Source organism: Achromobacter pestifer (genome assembly GCF_013267355.1).
In the GTDB taxonomy this organism is placed as follows: domain Bacteria; phylum Pseudomonadota; class Gammaproteobacteria; order Burkholderiales; family Burkholderiaceae_B; genus Achromobacter; species Achromobacter pestifer_A.
The window spans coordinates 1,819,498-1,835,316 of sequence record NZ_CP053985.1 but is presented as its reverse complement, the minus strand read 5'-3'; the positions used below and the strand labels follow the sequence as shown (position 1 = coordinate 1,835,316).

14 protein-coding genes are annotated in these 15,819 nt (G+C 66.3%); 8 read left to right on the top strand and 6 right to left on the bottom strand.

Annotated features, from left to right (window positions below; genetic code table 11):
• Positions 1-24: 24 nt before the first annotated feature.
• Entirely contained in the window at positions 25-1,011 is a 987-nt protein-coding gene (locus FOC84_RS08950) for a tripartite tricarboxylate transporter substrate binding protein (protein WP_173144108.1), read from the top strand.
• Positions 1,012-1,029: 18 nt separating this feature from the next.
• Here the strand turns inward: FOC84_RS08950 and FOC84_RS08945 are convergent, their stop codons facing one another.
• Positions 1,030-1,710 (bottom strand): tellurite resistance TerB family protein, encoded by a 681-nt coding sequence (locus FOC84_RS08945; RefSeq protein ID WP_173144107.1) that lies wholly within the window; start codon positions 1,708-1,710, stop codon positions 1,030-1,032.
• Positions 1,711-1,898: 188 nt separating this feature from the next.
• Here FOC84_RS08945 and FOC84_RS08940 point away from each other — a divergent pair, with 188 nt between their 5' ends.
• Positions 1,899-2,297, top strand: a complete 399-nt coding sequence (locus tag FOC84_RS08940; protein ID WP_173144106.1) for an OsmC family protein — start codon at positions 1,899-1,901, stop codon at positions 2,295-2,297.
• 49 nt (positions 2,298-2,346) lie between these two features.
• Here the strand turns inward: FOC84_RS08940 and fabI are convergent, their stop codons facing one another.
• Both fabI and FOC84_RS08930 read right to left on the bottom strand, forming a co-directional pair.
• Positions 2,347-3,132, bottom strand: a complete 786-nt coding sequence (fabI, locus tag FOC84_RS08935; RefSeq protein WP_173144105.1) for an enoyl-ACP reductase FabI — start codon at positions 3,130-3,132, stop codon at positions 2,347-2,349.
• A 105-nt stretch (positions 3,133-3,237) separates the two neighbouring features.
• On the bottom strand, positions 3,238-4,134 hold the full coding sequence (locus FOC84_RS08930) for a LysR family transcriptional regulator (protein WP_173144104.1): 897 nt from the start codon (positions 4,132-4,134) through the stop codon (positions 3,238-3,240).
• Between the two features lie 106 nt (positions 4,135-4,240).
• On the opposite strand from FOC84_RS08930, the gene FOC84_RS08925 reads away from it, so the two are divergent.
• Together FOC84_RS08925 and FOC84_RS08920 are read left to right on the top strand one after the other, a co-directional pair.
• Positions 4,241-5,314 (top strand): succinylglutamate desuccinylase/aspartoacylase family protein, encoded by a 1,074-nt coding sequence (locus tag FOC84_RS08925; RefSeq protein WP_173144103.1) that lies wholly within the window; start codon positions 4,241-4,243, stop codon positions 5,312-5,314.
• Between the two features lie 36 nt (positions 5,315-5,350).
• Positions 5,351-6,283: a pyridoxal-phosphate dependent enzyme gene (locus tag FOC84_RS08920; RefSeq protein ID WP_173144102.1), complete on the top strand. Its 933-nt coding sequence runs from the start codon at positions 5,351-5,353 to the stop codon at positions 6,281-6,283.
• 61 nt (positions 6,284-6,344) lie between these two features.
• On the opposite strand, the gene FOC84_RS08915 is transcribed toward FOC84_RS08920, so the two are convergent.
• The 3 genes from FOC84_RS08915 to gloB form a co-directional block, all read right to left on the bottom strand.
• Positions 6,345-7,538, bottom strand: a complete 1,194-nt coding sequence (locus tag FOC84_RS08915) for an ATP-binding protein (protein ID WP_173144101.1) — start codon at positions 7,536-7,538, stop codon at positions 6,345-6,347.
• Positions 7,539-7,838: 300 nt separating this feature from the next.
• Positions 7,839-9,257, bottom strand: a complete 1,419-nt coding sequence (locus FOC84_RS08910) for a transglycosylase SLT domain-containing protein (protein WP_173144100.1) — start codon at positions 9,255-9,257, stop codon at positions 7,839-7,841.
• A gap of 7 nt (positions 9,258-9,264) precedes the next feature.
• Complete coding sequence (gene gloB, locus FOC84_RS08905; protein WP_173144099.1) at positions 9,265-10,086, bottom strand: hydroxyacylglutathione hydrolase; 822 nt, start codon at positions 10,084-10,086, stop codon at positions 9,265-9,267.
• Between the two features lie 20 nt (positions 10,087-10,106).
• On the opposite strand from gloB, the gene FOC84_RS08900 reads away from it, so the two are divergent.
• The 4 genes from FOC84_RS08900 (at position 10,107) to FOC84_RS08885 (ending at position 15,818) form a co-directional block, all read left to right on the top strand.
• Positions 10,107-10,880, top strand: a complete 774-nt coding sequence (locus FOC84_RS08900; protein ID WP_173144098.1) for a class I SAM-dependent methyltransferase — start codon at positions 10,107-10,109, stop codon at positions 10,878-10,880.
• A gap of 57 nt (positions 10,881-10,937) precedes the next feature.
• Entirely contained in the window at positions 10,938-11,399 is a 462-nt protein-coding gene (gene rnhA, locus FOC84_RS08895) for a ribonuclease HI (RefSeq protein WP_173144097.1), read from the top strand.
• Between the two features lie 180 nt (positions 11,400-11,579).
• Entirely contained in the window at positions 11,580-12,668 is a 1,089-nt protein-coding gene (locus FOC84_RS08890; protein ID WP_173144096.1) for an efflux RND transporter periplasmic adaptor subunit, read from the top strand.
• A gap of 33 nt (positions 12,669-12,701) precedes the next feature.
• Positions 12,702-15,818 carry an efflux RND transporter permease subunit gene (locus FOC84_RS08885; protein WP_173144095.1) on the top strand — a complete coding sequence of 1,039 codons (3,117 nt, stop codon included), beginning with the start codon at positions 12,702-12,704 and terminating at the stop codon, positions 15,816-15,818.
• Position 15,819: the final 1 nt, after the last annotated feature.

Genomic DNA, 15,819 nt, shown 5'->3' with positions numbered 1-15,819 from the left:
CAGGGACGCTTGCAAGCCCGCATCATGAATCGCCTGCTCAGCTCTGTTCTTGCATTTCTGGTTTTGCCCCTGGCCGCCTGCGGCAACTCGCCCTCGGGCGAAGCGCCCAAGGACGTTGCGTATCCCTCGCACCCGATCACCATCGTGGTGACGTTTCCGCCGGGCGGCGGCACCGACCTGCTGGCGCGCCGTATCGGCGCCAGCCTGCAGGAACAACTGGGCATGGCGGTGGTGGTGGAAAACCGTCCAGGGGCCAGCGGCAACATTGGCGCCCGCGTGGTGGCTGAAGCGCCGGCCGATGGCCATACGCTGCTGATGGTCAACAGTTCGTTTGCGATCAATCCGGGGGTCTACAGCAACCTGGGCTTCGCGCCCAAGCAGGATTTTGCGGCGGTCATCAACGTGGCCTTCGTGCCTTCGGTGTACGTGGTGCCAGCGGTTTCGTCCTGGCGCAGCCTGGACGATGCGCTGGCCGCCGCCACGCCGGACCGGCCGCTGCCCTTCGCGTCCTGCGGCAACGGCACGCCGCAGCACCTGGCCGGCGAAATGCTGGCGCGCGCCACGGGCGCGCCCTTGCAGCACGTGCCCTACAAGGGTTGCGGGCCGGCGCTCACCGACGTGACCGCGGGCCAGGTCGGGATGGGCGTGGTTACCGCGTCCAGCGCCGCGCCCCTGATCGCAGCCGGAAAATTGCGGGCCTTGGCGGTGACGTCGCCCGCGCGTTCGCCGCTGTTGCCGTCGGTGCCGACGGTGGCCGAGCAGGGCGTGCCCGGCTACGCGTTGGACCAATGGCATGGCTTGCTGGCGCCGGCGGCCACGCCGCCCGCGGTGGTGGCCAAGCTGAATGCGGCGGTGGCGAAAATCGTCCAGCGCCCCGATGTGCAGGCGGCGCTGCGCGAACAGGGCTTTACGCCCGCCAGCAGCACGCCGCGTGAATTCCAGGCCATGATCGATGCGGATATCGACCGCTACACCGCCTTGACGCAGGCGATCGGCCTGCGCGCCGACTGAGCGGGGCGCAGGCTGGCCTCAGGCCGCGGCGGCCCGGGCGTGCTGTTCCAGCTGTTCCTTCAGGCCCGGCTGCAGCTTGAGCTGGCGCGCCAGTTCGTCCAGATAGGCGCGCTCCATATAGCTTTCCTCGTCCACCACCAGCAGGCTGGCCAGGTACATCTCGGCCGCCATTTCCGGGGTCTGCGCGGCTTGCGCGATCACGGACGGATCCAGTGGGCGCGACAGCTCGGTCTCGAGCCAGCGGCGGTCCTGGGCGTCGGACGACAGCTTGGAGAGTTCGGTCTCGAGCAGGGCGCGTTCTTCCGGGCCGATGTGGCCGTCGGCCTTGGCCGCGCCGATCATGGCGGTCAGCACCGCCGTGCTGTGCTGCTCGGCCTGGGGCGCGGGCAGGCGGTCCAGCGTCTGCGGAGGAGCCGTGGGCGCGCCGGCCTGGCTGCGCTGCCAGTCGCCATAGGCGCGGTAGGCCAGGGCGCCCAGCGCTGCCATGCCGCCGTACATGGCGACCTTGCCGCCGATTTTGCGGGCCTTCTTGCTGCCCAGCAGCAGCCCGAGGGCGCCCGCGCCCAGCGCACCGCCGCCCAGGCCGGTCAGGAAGGACGAACCCTTGCCGCCCGTGGCGTTCTGCACGCGGTTGGTGGTGTCCGACAGCAGCCCTTGCCCGGACTGCAGCAGTTGATCGAGGAGTTGTCTGGCGCTCATGCGGCCCCCTTAAAGTTTGCTCAGGTATTGCGGATAGAGATATCCGACCGGCCTCGGGGCCAGAAGTTCAGCTTACAGTCAGTTGCTTGCGCCGGCCACGTCCTGGGAGCGCCTGCCAGGTGATACAACGTGGTCTGGGGCGGCCGCGGCGGCCGCCCGCCAGGACCCGTTACCAGGAGACAGGACCCATGAGCATCCGCGTGCGCCAGAATGCGCCCAACACGCTGCAATTCACCGCCACGGCCGAAGGCCACGATCTGCCGCTGGACATGCCCCAGCCTGCCGGCGCCGGCCCCGATCCGCACGACTACTTCGATACCGCGCTGGGCGGCTGCAAGGCCATGACCTTGATGGTCTACGCGCAGCGCAAGGGCCTGCCGCTGGAATCGGTGGGGGTGGAAGTGGTGCGCGATGCCGGCGAGGAGCGCAAGGGGATCTACCGCCTGACGGCCAAGCTGACGCTGAACGGCGAGCTGTCCGACGCGCAGATCGACGAACTGCTGGCAGTGGCCGAGAAGTGCCCGGTGCACAAGCTGATGACGGCGGTGGACGTGCAAGTGTCCACCGTGGTGGTGCAGGCGGCCTGAACAGGCCGGCTGCCGCGGCCGGGGCCAAGTGGCCCCGCCGCGCGCGGATTCAGTCTTCCATGCCCGGGACGATGGTCGAGAAACCGGCGTCCACGTGGGTGATCTCGCCCGTCACGCCCGCGGCCAGGTCCGACAGCATGAAGGCGGCGACGTTGCCCACGTCTTCGATGGTGACGTTGCGGCGCAGCGGCGCCTGGGCTTCCACGAACTTCAGGATGGCCGAAAAGTCCTTGATGCCGCTGGCGGCCAGCGTCTTGATGGGGCCGGCGGAAATGCCGTTGGCGCGGATGCCGCGCGGGCCCAGCGCGGTCGCCAGGTAGCGCACGCTGGCTTCCAGCGAGGCCTTGGCCAGGCCCATGGTGTTGTAGTTCGGGACCACGCGCTCGGCGCCCAGGTAGGTCAGCGTCAGCACGGAGCCATTGCGGCCTTCCATCAGGGGCAGGGCGGCCTTGGCCATGGCGGCGAAGCTGTAGGCCGAGATATCGTGCGCGATGCGAAAGCCTTCGCGCGACAGGCCGTCCAGGAAGTTCCCGGCGATGGCTTCGCGTGGCGCAAAGCCGATGGAGTGCACCAGGCCGTCCAGGCCGTCCCAGTGCTGGCCGAGCTCGGCGAAGGCGCCTTCGATCTGGCTGTCTTCGGCCACATCGCAAGGCAGCACGATATTGCTGCCGAATTCAGCGGCGAATTCGCCCACGCGGTCCTTGAAGCGGTCGCCCACGTAGGTGAACGCCAGTTCGGCGCCTTGCTGGTGACAGGCGCGCGCGATGCCGTAGGCGATGGATCGGTTGGAAAGCACCCCGGTGACCAGGATGCGCTTGCCGGCGAGAAAGCCCATATTTCTATCCTTTGATTTTTTCCCTCTGGAGACCGCCTATTTTAAGGAGTTTGCGCGGTTTCGCGATATGAAAATCCCTGAGGGCCGATCCGCCCGGATCGCGCCTCAGGCCGGCTTTCCGGGCGGCGGGAACAGGCGCACGAAGCTGGCGAGCAGCGGATCGCGCTGGTCGGCGCGCCAGACCAGCTCCAGATCGAATGTCAGGTCTATGCCGCCGATTTCCTTGAAGACCACGCTGGCCGGGCCATGCAGCCGGAACGACGCGGGAATGATGGCGCAGCCCAGTCCGGCCGACACCAGGCCCAGGATGGTGGGAAGGTCGGTCGCCACGGCGGCCGGGCGCGTCAGCGGAATGCCGGCGGCCTTCAGGATGCGGACCAGCGCGTCATAGTGCGAGGGCGACCCGGCGCGCGGAAACAGGATGAACCTCTGCCCAGCCAGGTCCTTGAGCGTGCGGATCCTGCCGACGCTGCGCGCCACCGCCGCCGGCATGGCCAGGACCATGCGGTCTTCATAGATCTTCATGCCTTCGATTTCACCGTCGAGCGGAGAGCGCCAGGCGACCACGCCCGCGTCCAGCTCGTGGCGCTTGATCGCATCCAGCTGCCAGGCCGATAGGCCGGATTCCAGCTGCACGTCGGTATCGGGCGAGGCGCGCGACAGGGCCGCGATCGCCTGCCCCAGGCCGGGCAGCCAGCTGTAGCCGGGCATGACGCCGATCTTCAGCGAGCCCGCCTTGCCGTTGGCCGCCAGCGCCACCTGCGCCCGCAGGGCTTCGGCACCCGCCAGCATCAGCTTCGCCTGAGCGAGCAGGGCCTCGCCGGCCCGCGTGAGCGCCACGCCGCGCGGCAGCCGCACCAGCAACTGCGCGCCGAACTGCGCTTCCAGCGCCATCATCTGGCGCGACAGGGCGGGCTGGGCGATATGCAAGGCCTTGGCCGCGCCCGCCACGCTGCCGGCCGCGCACACGGCCGCGAAATAGCGCAACTGCCTCAACTCCATGCCATGCCTCCCGGGCATACGTAATGCGCAACAAAAGTATTTGTTACTGCTGCGTTGAATACCTATATTTTCCACTTTATACCCATAACGTATACCCAAAAGGTCTATGACGAAACCGACATTCCGCGAGTCGCCGCCATTGCGTGACCGGCAGGTCTCGCATCTGCCGGCGCGCAACCCGCAGTGCGCGACGGCGTTCACCGACATCGATTTCGACGCGTCCGGACGCCAGGCGGGCTTCCTGCATATTCCGCAGTCGCCCCACGACGACGCCTGGGGCACGGTGCGCATACCCATGGCGGTGCTGGCGAACGGCGACGGCCCCACCGTCATCCTGGAAGGCGGCAACCATGGCGACGAGTACGAAGGCCAGATCGTGCTGGGCGAATTCATCCGCGACCTGCCTCTGGAGCGCATCCGCGGCCGGCTGATCGTCATGCCTGCGCTCAACGCGCCGGCTGCGGAAGCCGGCCTGCGCACCTCGCCGCTGGACGGCAAGAACCTGAACCGCACGTTTCCCGGCGACCATGCGGGCAGCATCACGGAACAGATCGCCGCCTACGTCAGCGACGAGCTGTTCTCGCGCGGCGACGCGTTCCTGAGCCTGCATTCGGGCGGTTCGTCCCTGGACATCATTCCCAGCGCCCTGGTCCAGCCTTCGCAGGATGCGGAGCAGACCCAGCGCAATATCGATGCCGTGATGGCCTTCGGCGCGCCATTCAACGTGCTGCTGGACACGTTGGGCGACACGCGCACCAGCGTCGCCACGGCGGTGGCGGCAGGACTCACCTGCGTCAGCACCGAGATGGCGGGGCGCGGCACCGTGACGGACAGCGCGCTCGCGCTATGCCGCGCCGGCGCGCAGCGCGTGCTGGCGCACTGGGGCGTGCTGGACCAGGCCTGTGCCCAGCCGCCCGCGGCGCAGCCTGCGGCTTTGTTCAAGGTCTCCGGGGCCAAGTCCTACGTCATCGCCTCGGAACGAGGCGTGTTCGAGGCCTATCATCGGCATGGAGAGGCGGTTGAGGCCGGCCAGCCCGCAGGGCGCATCCACCAGACCTTCGATCCGCGGCGCGCGCCGGTCGAACTGGTTTACGGAACCAGCGGCGTCGTCTTCGCCAAGCGGCATCCCGGCATCGTCGTGCCGGGCAACGTCTGCTGCGTGGTGGCCAGTGCGGCCTGAGGCCGCGACCCGATTCACTTTTTCAGAACACAGAACATGGCAATCCATATCGAAACCCCGGCGCTCGCATCCCGCGCCTTCTCCCTGCGCAGCGGCAAGGACGTGCGCCTGAAGATGGAGGCGCTGCAGCCCAGCGGCTCGTTCAAGGCCCGCGGCATAGGCCATGCCTGCCAGATCTACAAATCCCGCGGCGCCCGGCGCTTCATTTCCTCGTCGGGCGGCAACGCCGGCTATGCGGTGGCCTACGCCGGCCGCATGCTGGCCACGCCGGTGACGGTGGTGGTGCCGGCCACGACCTCGGAGCGCGCCAAGAGCCTGATCCGTTCCGAGGGCGCGGAAGTCATCGTGCATGGCGCCTCCTGGATGGAGGCCAACGCTCGCGCGCTGGAACTCATGACCGAGGCGGACGCGTTCCTGCATCCCTTCGACGACCCCTTGCTGTGGGAGGGCCACGCGACCATGATCGACGAGCTGGCCCGGCAGGGCGGCCGGCCGGATGCGGTCATCTGTTCGGTCGGCGGCGGCGGCCTGCTGTGCGGTGTGGTCGAGGGCTTGCGGCGCAATGGCTGGGCCGAGGTCCCGGTGATTGCGGCCGAGACGGCGGGCGCCGACTCCTATGCCCAGGCCCTGGGCGCGGGGGCGCCGGTGTTGTTGCCCGAGATCCGGTCCATTGCGACCTCATTGGGCGCGCGGCAGGTCTGCGACCGCGCCGTGGACTTGGCGAAGGAGCACCGCATCGAGAGCGTGGTGGTGTCGGACGCCGCCGCGGTGGCGGCCTGCGAGGACGTGCTGCTGGAGCACCGCATCCTGGTCGAGCCCGCCTGCGGCGCCTCGGTGGCGGCGCTGGACAGCGGTTCGGAATTCCTGAAGAACGCCCGCTCGGTGGCGGTCATCCTGTGCGGCGGCGTGGGCGTTACGGCAGGCCAGCTGGCGCAATGGAGCGCGCAGTTCGCGGGTGTTGGGCGTTAGGATACAGTTCGGGGGCTGTCTTCAAGGATAGACCCCCATGAAGCCTATCGAAATATTGGCCTCAGTTAGTCTGCCAGCCGTCTCCGGGCATGATGCGTTTCATGAATTCGTCAAAAGTGGGGACCGTAAACGCTGTGTCGCCATGTGTCGGGCTCCAGATCATGCCTTTGACAATCAGGGAGCCACGAACGGGACCGAAGGACGCAACGGGCCGCCCTAGCTGCTGCGCGATATCACCGGATCTATGAGGGCCCGGCCCTAAATCCGCCATGGCGCGTAAATACTTTTTTTCGGCCGGCGTAAGGCGATCGAATCGGACGCGAAAAAAGCCTTCATCCAATGCCGCGATAGCCTCGCGTGACGCATTCTCGACGTCCTCCGCAGTGATCGGGCTGGCATCTGCCACATCCCACGCGCATTTTCCCCACTCTTGCAGGAAGTACGGATACCCTTGAGTTACGGCAATGATCGCATCGATGGCTGCTGGCTCAATTTCGACGTTCTCGTTATTGGCCGGCACGTTGATGGCCAACGTTGCATCAGCCTTGCTTAACGCGCCAATCTCGGCAAAATTAAACAGTCGTTCCGCATAAGACTTTGCCTGGCCCATGCGACCGCGCAGCTGGGGTAGTCCCGCACCGATCAAGGTAACGGGCAACTGCTGTTGAGCGCATCGGTGTAGCGCCGAGATCAGCGCCGCAAGTTGCGCCTCTTCAACGTATTGGAGTTCATCAATGAAGAGGGCGACCACGGTATTCGCGGCTTGGGCAGCACGCCCAACTTGCTCAAGGAGTGCAGCAAGATCCTCTTCTAAGTCGCCGTTATCGGCAAGGCCGGGTTCTGGTTCGTAATCGAAGCCGACTTCGATGTCGGCAAACGATACTTTGAGCCTCTTTGCGAAGCCAGCCAGGCCCCTTAGACCCCTGATCGCGACATCCTTGGCGGCCTCCACTCTGCTCAAGCGCAACAGGGCCAGGCGGAGTTGGGGGGCCAGCAGTGCTGGCAACGACTTATTCTCCGGAGCTTCGATGCGGACGGTGTGCGTGCCTCTTTCTTCCGCATCCGAGCGCATCTTGTCCAAAAGAACGGTCTTTCCGACGCCACGAAGGCCGAGCAACAAGACGCTCTTGGCTTGTCTGCCCAGCTTTAGGCGTTCCAAACACACGCGCACTCCCTCGCGGATGTCGTCACGTCCCGCTAGCTCGGGAGGCGGGCTGCCCGCGCCAGGTGCATAGGGGTTCAGGACGGGGTTCATATGTACGGAAATTATAAAAATTATCGTAAACACATAATTTCACTAATTTCGCTATAAAACAAGCCTAAGGAGGGGCAGTGGGGTCGCGGCAAGCGAACCTCGCAACCTATTGCGGAGTCATCCCCGTGCGCAACTTATTGGGCCTGTGCTCGACGGCACGTGGTTTCACGGCCAATCGCGTAAGTAGCGTGCACAACTCTACAGAAATATCGCCCACAGAGAATGAAACACCCCAGAAGTCGGACATTAGTCCAACTTTTGGGGTGCTTCATGGCACGTCTTTTTTTGTTCCTGCCGCGATCAGCCGCGGGCGTTGGTGCCCGGCACGCGCAGCTGCGAGCCCACCTTCAGGGCGCTGCCCTTGATGTTGTTGAGCGCGCGCAGCGCGTCGACCGAGGTGCCGTATTGCTTGGCCAGCGAGAACAGCGTATCGCCCTGGCGCACCTTGTGGGTGCGGACATTGGGGCGGGCGCTGGCCACGCGCGCGGCCGGCGCCTGGGCGGCGCGGCCGCGCGGGGCGGCGGCCTTGTTGTCCGACGGCGCCGAGTCCAGCGCGCCCACCGGCGTGGCCAGCGAGGCCAGCTGCACGCCGCCCGTGCCGGGATCGCCAGGCACCAGCAGGGATTGGCCGGACGCGGATTTCTGGCGCGAACCGATGTCGTTGGTCTGGCGCAGCGTGGCTTCGCTCACGCCGAAACGCTTGGCGATCGAGGCGTAGGATTCGCCGCGGCGCGAGTGGTAGATCTTCCAGGCGCTGAGGTCGCCCTTGTAGTTGGTCAGGTTGGCGTTGAAGATCTCGACGCGGTCGGCCGGCAGCAGCAGGGTGGGGCCGTGGTCGCCGCGGATCACGGGGCGGTTGAACGAGGGGTTCAGCGCCTTGAATTCGTCCAGCGGCATTTCGGCCAGCTTGGCGGCGATTTCCAGGTCGATGTCGCTGTTCTTCTGCACCGTCACGAAGTAGGGCGTGTTGCCCACCGGCGGCAGGGCCACCGCATAGCGTTGCGGATCGGCGATGATGTTCTTGATGGCCTGCAGCTTGGGCACGTAGTTGCGGGTTTCGTCGGGCATGTTCAGGGACAGGTAGTCCGTGCCCTGGCCGGCCGCTTCGTTCTTGGCCATGGCACGCTGCACCGAGCCTTCGCCCCAGTTGTACGAGGCCAGCGCCAGGTACCAGTCGCCCTGCATTTCAAACAGCTTTTCCAGGTAGTCCAGCGCCGCGTTGGTCGAGGCGATGGGGTCGCGGCGCTCGTCGCGCCACCAGTCCTGCTTCAGGTTGAAGTGCTGGCCGGTGGCCGGCACGAACTGCCACAGGCCCGAAGCCTGGGCGCGCGACAGCGCGGTCGGGTTGTAGGCGCTTTCGACGAAGGGCAGCAGCGCCAGTTCGGTCGGCAGGCCGCGGCGGTTGATCTCGTCGACGATGAAATACAGGTACTTGCCGGCCCGTTCCGCCATGCGCTGCACTGCCTCGGGGTGGGACGCGTAATAGTCGGTCCACTGCTGCGAGAGGTCGGTGTTCAGGTTGGGGATGGCGAAACCGCGGCGGATGCGGTCCCAGGCGTCGGCGGGCGGGTTGGTCAGATCCACCGTCCGGGACGTGTCGCGGGCGATGTATCGCCCTTGGGAATTGGTGGTGAGGTTCTTGCTATCGGGGGCTTTGGTTCCTGCGCAACCGGCGAGGACTGCCAGCATGAGCGGCAGAAGGAGTCGGGATAGATTCATCAGGTTGTCACTTGAAATCGTTCTTCCATTCACGAAGGGAGGCAAAAACCTCTACCGGCGTAGCGTGGCTGTGGCCGGCCCAGCGCTCTGCGGCGTGGACGACCTCAACTTCTTGCGTGCGCAAAAACGGATTGGCCGCGCGTTCCTGCCCGATGGTGGACGGAAGCGTGGGAAGACCTTCTGCTCGTAATTGCTGGGCCTGCTGGTGCCACTGTTGCAGGCTGCGGTTGGCCGGATCGACTGCCAAGGCCCAGCGCAAGTTCGCTAGAGTGTACTCGTGTGCGCAAAAAACCTGTGTATCTGGCGGTAAAACAGCAAATTTCCCTAAAGAATCATGCATTTGCGCCGGAGTGCCTTCGAAAAGACGGCCGCAACCGCCCGCAAACAGGGTGTCGCCACAGAACAGAACCGGCTCCAGGCCGGCCGCGCGGCCGAAGTAGGCGATGTGGCCGGCCGTGTGTCCGGGCACATCCAGCACGGCCAGGTCCAGATCCAGTTCCGGGATCGCCACGCGGTCGCCCTGCGCCAGACGCACGTCGCAGCGCGGCAGTTGTTCCTGCGCGGGGCCGTATACGGTAATGCCCTCGATGCGGGACAATTCCGGAACACCGCCCACATGGTCGCCGTGATGGTGCGTGAGTAGAATGGCGCGCAGTCTCAAGCCGTTCTGGGCCAGCCATTGCAGCACCGGGCCGGCATCGCCGGGGTCCACCACGGCGGCTTCGCCGCCGCGGACGATGGCCCAGATGTAGTTGTCGTTGAAGGCGGGTAGAGGCAAGACCGCGGCGTTGCGATCGCGGCCGCCTGTGGGGGCGGTCAAGGCTTGCATGGGATTCGAAGGAATAGAACGTGGCAGAAGATACTCCGCCGATTGTAGAACTGGCCGAATGGTTCCAGACGCCGCCGGGACAATACGTCCTGGCCTGGGAGCGGGCGCAGTTCGACGCGGCTGTCGCGGACGTGTTCGGATATTACGCCTGGCAGGTGGGCCTGGCGGACATGAATCTGCTGCGCGCCAACCGCATGCCCTTCAAAGGCTATGTGGGCACCGAGACCCCGTCCGCCGAGAGCGCGGCCGGTTGGCAGTCGCGGGTGGTGCTGGCCGAGCCGGAGGCCCTGCCGTTCGAATCCCAGAGCGTGGATCTGCTGATCCTGCCGCATGCCTTCGAGTGCGCGCAAGAGCCGCATAACGTGCTGCGCGAGGTCGAACGCGTGCTGGTGCCGGAAGGGCGGGTGGTGATCTCGGGCTTCAATCCCTGGAGCATGTGGGGGGCGCGCACCCGCATGCCCGGCATGGAGCCCTGGCTGCCGCAGCCGCCATCGTCCCAGGTGTCCTTGCCGCGCCTGAAGGACTGGTTCAAGCTGCTGTCGCTGGAGGTCGAGGCCAGCCAGTTCGGCTGCTACGCGCCGGCCTGCCGCAGCGAAAAATGGCTGCAGCGCTGGTCCTTCCTGGAGTCGGCGGGCGCCCGCTGGTGGAGCGTGGGCGGCGCGGTCTATCTGGTGTCTGCCGTCAAGCGGGTGGCCGGCATGCGTATCATTGGGCCGGCCTGGAAGAAGGCCAAGCCCAAGCGCGCCCGCGCCGCGTCGGTGGTGGTCAACCGCCATGTGGACGACGGCTCTTGAAGGCATGGCCCCGCGCCGCGGGGCCAAATTATTTAGCAAGGAATACCAGGCAGCACCATGCAGGACGAAAAAGCGAACGAGCAGAAAGTGGAAATGTGGACCGACGGCGCCTGCAAGGGCAATCCCGGTCCGGGCGGCTGGGGCGTGCTGATGCGCGCCGGCGGCCACGAAAAGACGCTGCACGGCGGCGAACTCCAGACCACCAACAACCGGATGGAACTGCTGGCGGTCATCCAGGGCCTGCGCGCGCTCAAGCGCCCATGCACGGTCACCATTCATACGGACTCCCAGTACGTGATGAAGGGCATGACCGAATGGCTGGCCAACTGGAAGCGGCGCGGCTGGATGACGGCCGACAAGAAGCCGGTCAAGAACGTCGAACTGTGGCAGCTGCTGGACGAACAGGTGCAGCGCCATACGGTGTCCTGGCGCTGGGTCCGCGGACACGCGGGCGATCCCGGCAACGAACGGGCCGACCAATTGGCCAATCTGGGCGTGGAATCGGCCAAGCGGGGCTGACGGCATCGGGATATACCCTCAAATCCGCCCTTTGGGGCGGATTTAGTTCTTTCATCCGGCTTCAGGATTGTTCCAGTATGTAAATCCGGGTGCTAAAGTGCCAACCCTCATTCCAGTTCCTGCGGCGCAGTCCGCGTGGGGGCACGCCAGGCCCGCGCCGCAATACCGCCACATTCGCGCATGAAAAAAGCAGTACTGCTCGCCGCCGTAGCGGCAGGGTTGGCCGCGGGGGCCGCGCTCGGCGTTTTTGTGCCGCGCTGGCTCGCGTTCGGAACCGTCAGTCCGCAACCCGGCGCCGTTGAAGCGCCCTTGGTCACGCGCGCCGCGCCTGTCCGGGTCGAAGTGGCCGTCGTCAAGGAAATTCCTTTCGCGCGCGGCATTTCGGCCGTGGGCAGCCTGCGCTCCGACGAGTCCGTGGTGCTGCGGCCCGAGGTCGCGGGCCGCATCCAGTCCATCGATTTCAAGGAAGGCCAGCCGGTCAAGCGCGGCGACGTGCTGATCCGCCTGGACGATTCCGTGCCGCGCGCCGAGCTGGCCCAGGCGCGCGCCAACCTGACCCTGGCCCAAAGCCACTACCGGCGTTCGGTGGAGCTGCAGGGCAAGGGCTTCGTCAGCCAGCAGGCCCGTGACGAATCCGCCAGCACGCTGAAGGTGCAGGAAGCCGCCGTGGCGCTGGCGCAGGCGCGGCTGGACAAGATGACGATCTCGGCGCCGTTCGGCGGCATTGCGGGCTTGCGCAGCGTGTCCGTGGGCGACTACGTCAACCAGGGCCAGGACCTGGCCCCGTTGGAGGCGATCGATCCGCTCAAGGTGGACTTCCGCGTGCCCGAGATGTACTTGAGCAAAGTGGGCGTGGGCCAGCCGCTGACGCTGCGCATGGATGCGCTGCCGGGCCAGGAGCGCCCGGGCGTGGTCTATGCGGTCAGCCCCCTGGTCGACGCGGGCGGGCGTTCCATCCTGTTGCGCGCCACGGTCGCCAACAAGGACGCGGTGCTGCGGCCAGGCATGTTCGCCCGCGTGCAATTGCAGTTCAGCCAGGACAAGGCGCTGGTCGCGCCGGAAGCCGCGCTGTCGCCCTCGGGCGCGACCCAATATGTCTACCGGATCCAGGACGGCGTGGCGCAGCGGCGCGAGGTCACCATCGGCGAGCGCCGCGAGGGCCGCGTCGAGATCCTGACCGGGGTGGCGGCGGGCGACCAACTGGTGGTGTCGGGCTTGCAACGGGTGACGGACGGCGCCGCGGTGACCGTTCTGGGCCACGGCGCGTGACGCCGGCCTTTTTCCATTTTTGGCGGTAGCGCAATGCGTATCTCGGAAACCTGCATCAAGCGGCCGGTGTTCGCATCGGTCCTGTCGCTGATCATCGTGCTGATCGGCCTGATTTCGTATTCGCGCCTGACCGTGCGCGAATATCCAAAGATCGACGAGCCCATTGTTTCGGTGGACACCACCTACAAGGGCGCCTCGCCCGAGGTGATCGAATCGCAGGTGACCAAGCCGCTGGAAGACCAGTTGGCCGGCATCGAGGGCGTGGACGTGATGACCTCGCGCAGCCGCTCGGAACGCAGCCTGATCAACATCAAGTTCAACCTGTCGCGCAATCCGGACGCCGCCGCCGCGGAAGTCCGCGACAAGGTCTCGCGCGCGCGCCGCTTCCTGCCCGACGAGATCGACGAGCCCATCATCGGCAAGGTCGAGGCGGATTCCCAGCCCATCATCTACATCGCGGTCGAGTCCGGTTCGTACTCCGCGATCCAGACCTCGGACTACATCAACCGCTACATCAAGACCCGCCTGTCGGTGCTGCCCGGCGCGGCCGAGGTGCGCGTCTTCGGCGAACGCCTGCCGTCCATGCGCATCTACGTGGACCGCGACAAGCTCGCCGCCTACGGCCTGACCGTGCAGGACGTGGAAGCCGCGCTGCGCAGCCAAAACGTGGAGATCCCGGCCGGCCGCATCGAATCGCGCGCACGCGAGTTCTCGGTGGTGTCTTCCACCGACCTGCAGACGCCGGCGCAGTTCGAGAACGTGATCGTCGCCAACGTCAAAGGCTATCCGGTCCGCCTGCGCGACGTGTCCAACGTGGAGATTGCCGCCGCCAGCGACCGCGTGCTGTCGCGCTTCAACGGCAAGCCCGCCATCAATATCGGCGTGACGCGGCAGTCCACCGCCAACCCGCTGGAACTGTCCAAGGCCGCGCGCGAGGAAGTGGCGCGCCTGAACGAGAACCTGCCGGCCGGCATGAAGCTGAACATCGCCTACGACTCGTCGGTGTTCATCGAACGTTCCATCGATTCCGTGTTCCACACCATCGGCGAAGCCATCGTGCTGGTGGTGCTGGTGATCTTCTTCTTCCTGCGCAACCTGCGCGCCAGCATCATCCCCATCGTCACCATTCCGGTGTCGCTGGTGGGTGCCTGCGCGCTGATGTACCTGTTCGGCTTTTCCATCAACACGCTGACCCTGCTGGCCATGGTGCTGGCCATCGGCCTGGTGGTGGACGACGCGATCGTGGTGCTGGAGAACATCTTCCGCCACATCGAAGAAGGCATGCCGCGCAAGGAGGCCGCGCTGCGCGGATCGCGCGAGATCGGCTTCGCGGTGGTCGCGATGACCATGACCCTGGTCACCGTGTACGCGCCGCTGGCCTTCGCCACCGGCCGCACCGGACGGCTGTTCATCGAATTCGCGCTGGCGCTGGCCGGGGCGGTGCTGGTGTCGGGCTTCGTGGCGCTGACGCTCACCCCCATGATGTGTTCGGTGCTGCTGCGCCACGAGAGCAGCCATAGCCGTTGGTACAACCTGATCGAAGGCTGGCTCAACGCCATGAGCAACGGCTACCGGCGCGCGCTGGGGGCGTCGCTGCGCCACCGCTGGCTGGTGGTGGTGATAGGCGTGGCGGTCGCGGCGGCCAGCGGCGTGCTGTTCAAGGTGGTCAAGAGCGAATTGGCGCCCATCGAGGACCGCGGCGTGGTGTTCGGCATCGTCAGCTCGCCGGAAGGGGCGACGCTGAACTACACGCTGGAAAGCATGCTGGGCATCGAAAAGTTCTACTCCGACATTCCCGAGGCCAGCGGTAGCCAGGTGACCGTGGGCTTTCCGACCGTGACGGACGGCACCGCCATCCTGCGCCTCAAGCCCTGGGAAGAACGCAGCCGCAAGCAGCAGGCCATCACGCAGCAGCTGCAGCCGCAGTTCGCTTCGCTGCCCGGGGTGCGCGCATTCCCGACCAACCCGCCGTCGCTGGGCCAGTCGGCGCGTTCCAAGCCGGTGGAATTCATCATCATGAGCCAGGCGTCCTACGCCGAGCTGTCGCGCCTGACCGAGGTCTTCCTGACCGAGCTGCGCAAGTATCCCGGCCTGATCAACCTGGACACCGACCTGCGCCTGAACACGCCGGAACTGCGAGTGCGGGTGGACCGCGACAAGATGGCCGACGTGGGGGCCAACGTGGACACCGTGGGCCGCACCCTGGAGTCCATGCTGGGCGGCCGCCAGGTCACCCGCTACAAGGACGAAGGCGAGCAGTACGACGTGATCGTGCAGGTGACCCCGCGCGACCGCGCCAACCCCACCGACATCTCCGGCATCTACGTGCGGGCGCGCGACGGCAGCATGGTGCAGCTGGACAACCTGCTGGGCGTGCACGAGGGCGTGTCGCCGCAGTCGTTGAATCACTTCAACCGCCTGCGCGCCGTGAAGATCGACGGCGCCGTGGCGCCGGGCTACGCGCTGGGCGAGGTCCTGGCGCACATGCACCAGGTGGCGCGCGATGTGCTGCCCAATACCATCGTGACCGACCTGGACGGCCAGTCGCGCGAGTTCCGCGATTCCTCCGGCAGCATCTACCTGGTCTTCGCCATGGCGCTGGCCTTCATCTACCTGGTGCTGGCCGCCCAGTTCGAAAGCTGGCGCAATCCCTTCATCATCATGCTGTCGGTGCCGCTGTCCATGACCGGCGCGCTGCTGGCGTTGTGGCTGACCGGGGGCACACTGTCCATCTACAGCCAGATCGGCCTGATCACGCTGGTGGGGCTGATCACCAAGCACGGCATCCTGATCGTCGAATTCACCAACCAGCTGCGCGACGAGGGCAAGGAATTGTTCGAAGCCGTGGTCGAGGCCAGCGTGCTGCGCCTGCGGCCCATCCTGATGACGACCGGCGCCATGGTGCTGGGCACCGTGCCGCTGGCGCTGTCCACCGGCGCGGGGGCGGAATCGCGCCAGCAGATCGGCTGGGTTCTGGTGGGCGGGCTGATGCTGGGTACACTACTGACCTTGTTCGTCGTGCCGGTGGCCTATACCTTGATCGCCACGGCACGCAAGAAACCCGGCCAGGCCGGCAGCGCAGCGCATCACCCGGACCCCGCTCCGGCGCCGCACGCGCAGCCCGCCTCGCCCGCCCAAGCGTCGGAATAAG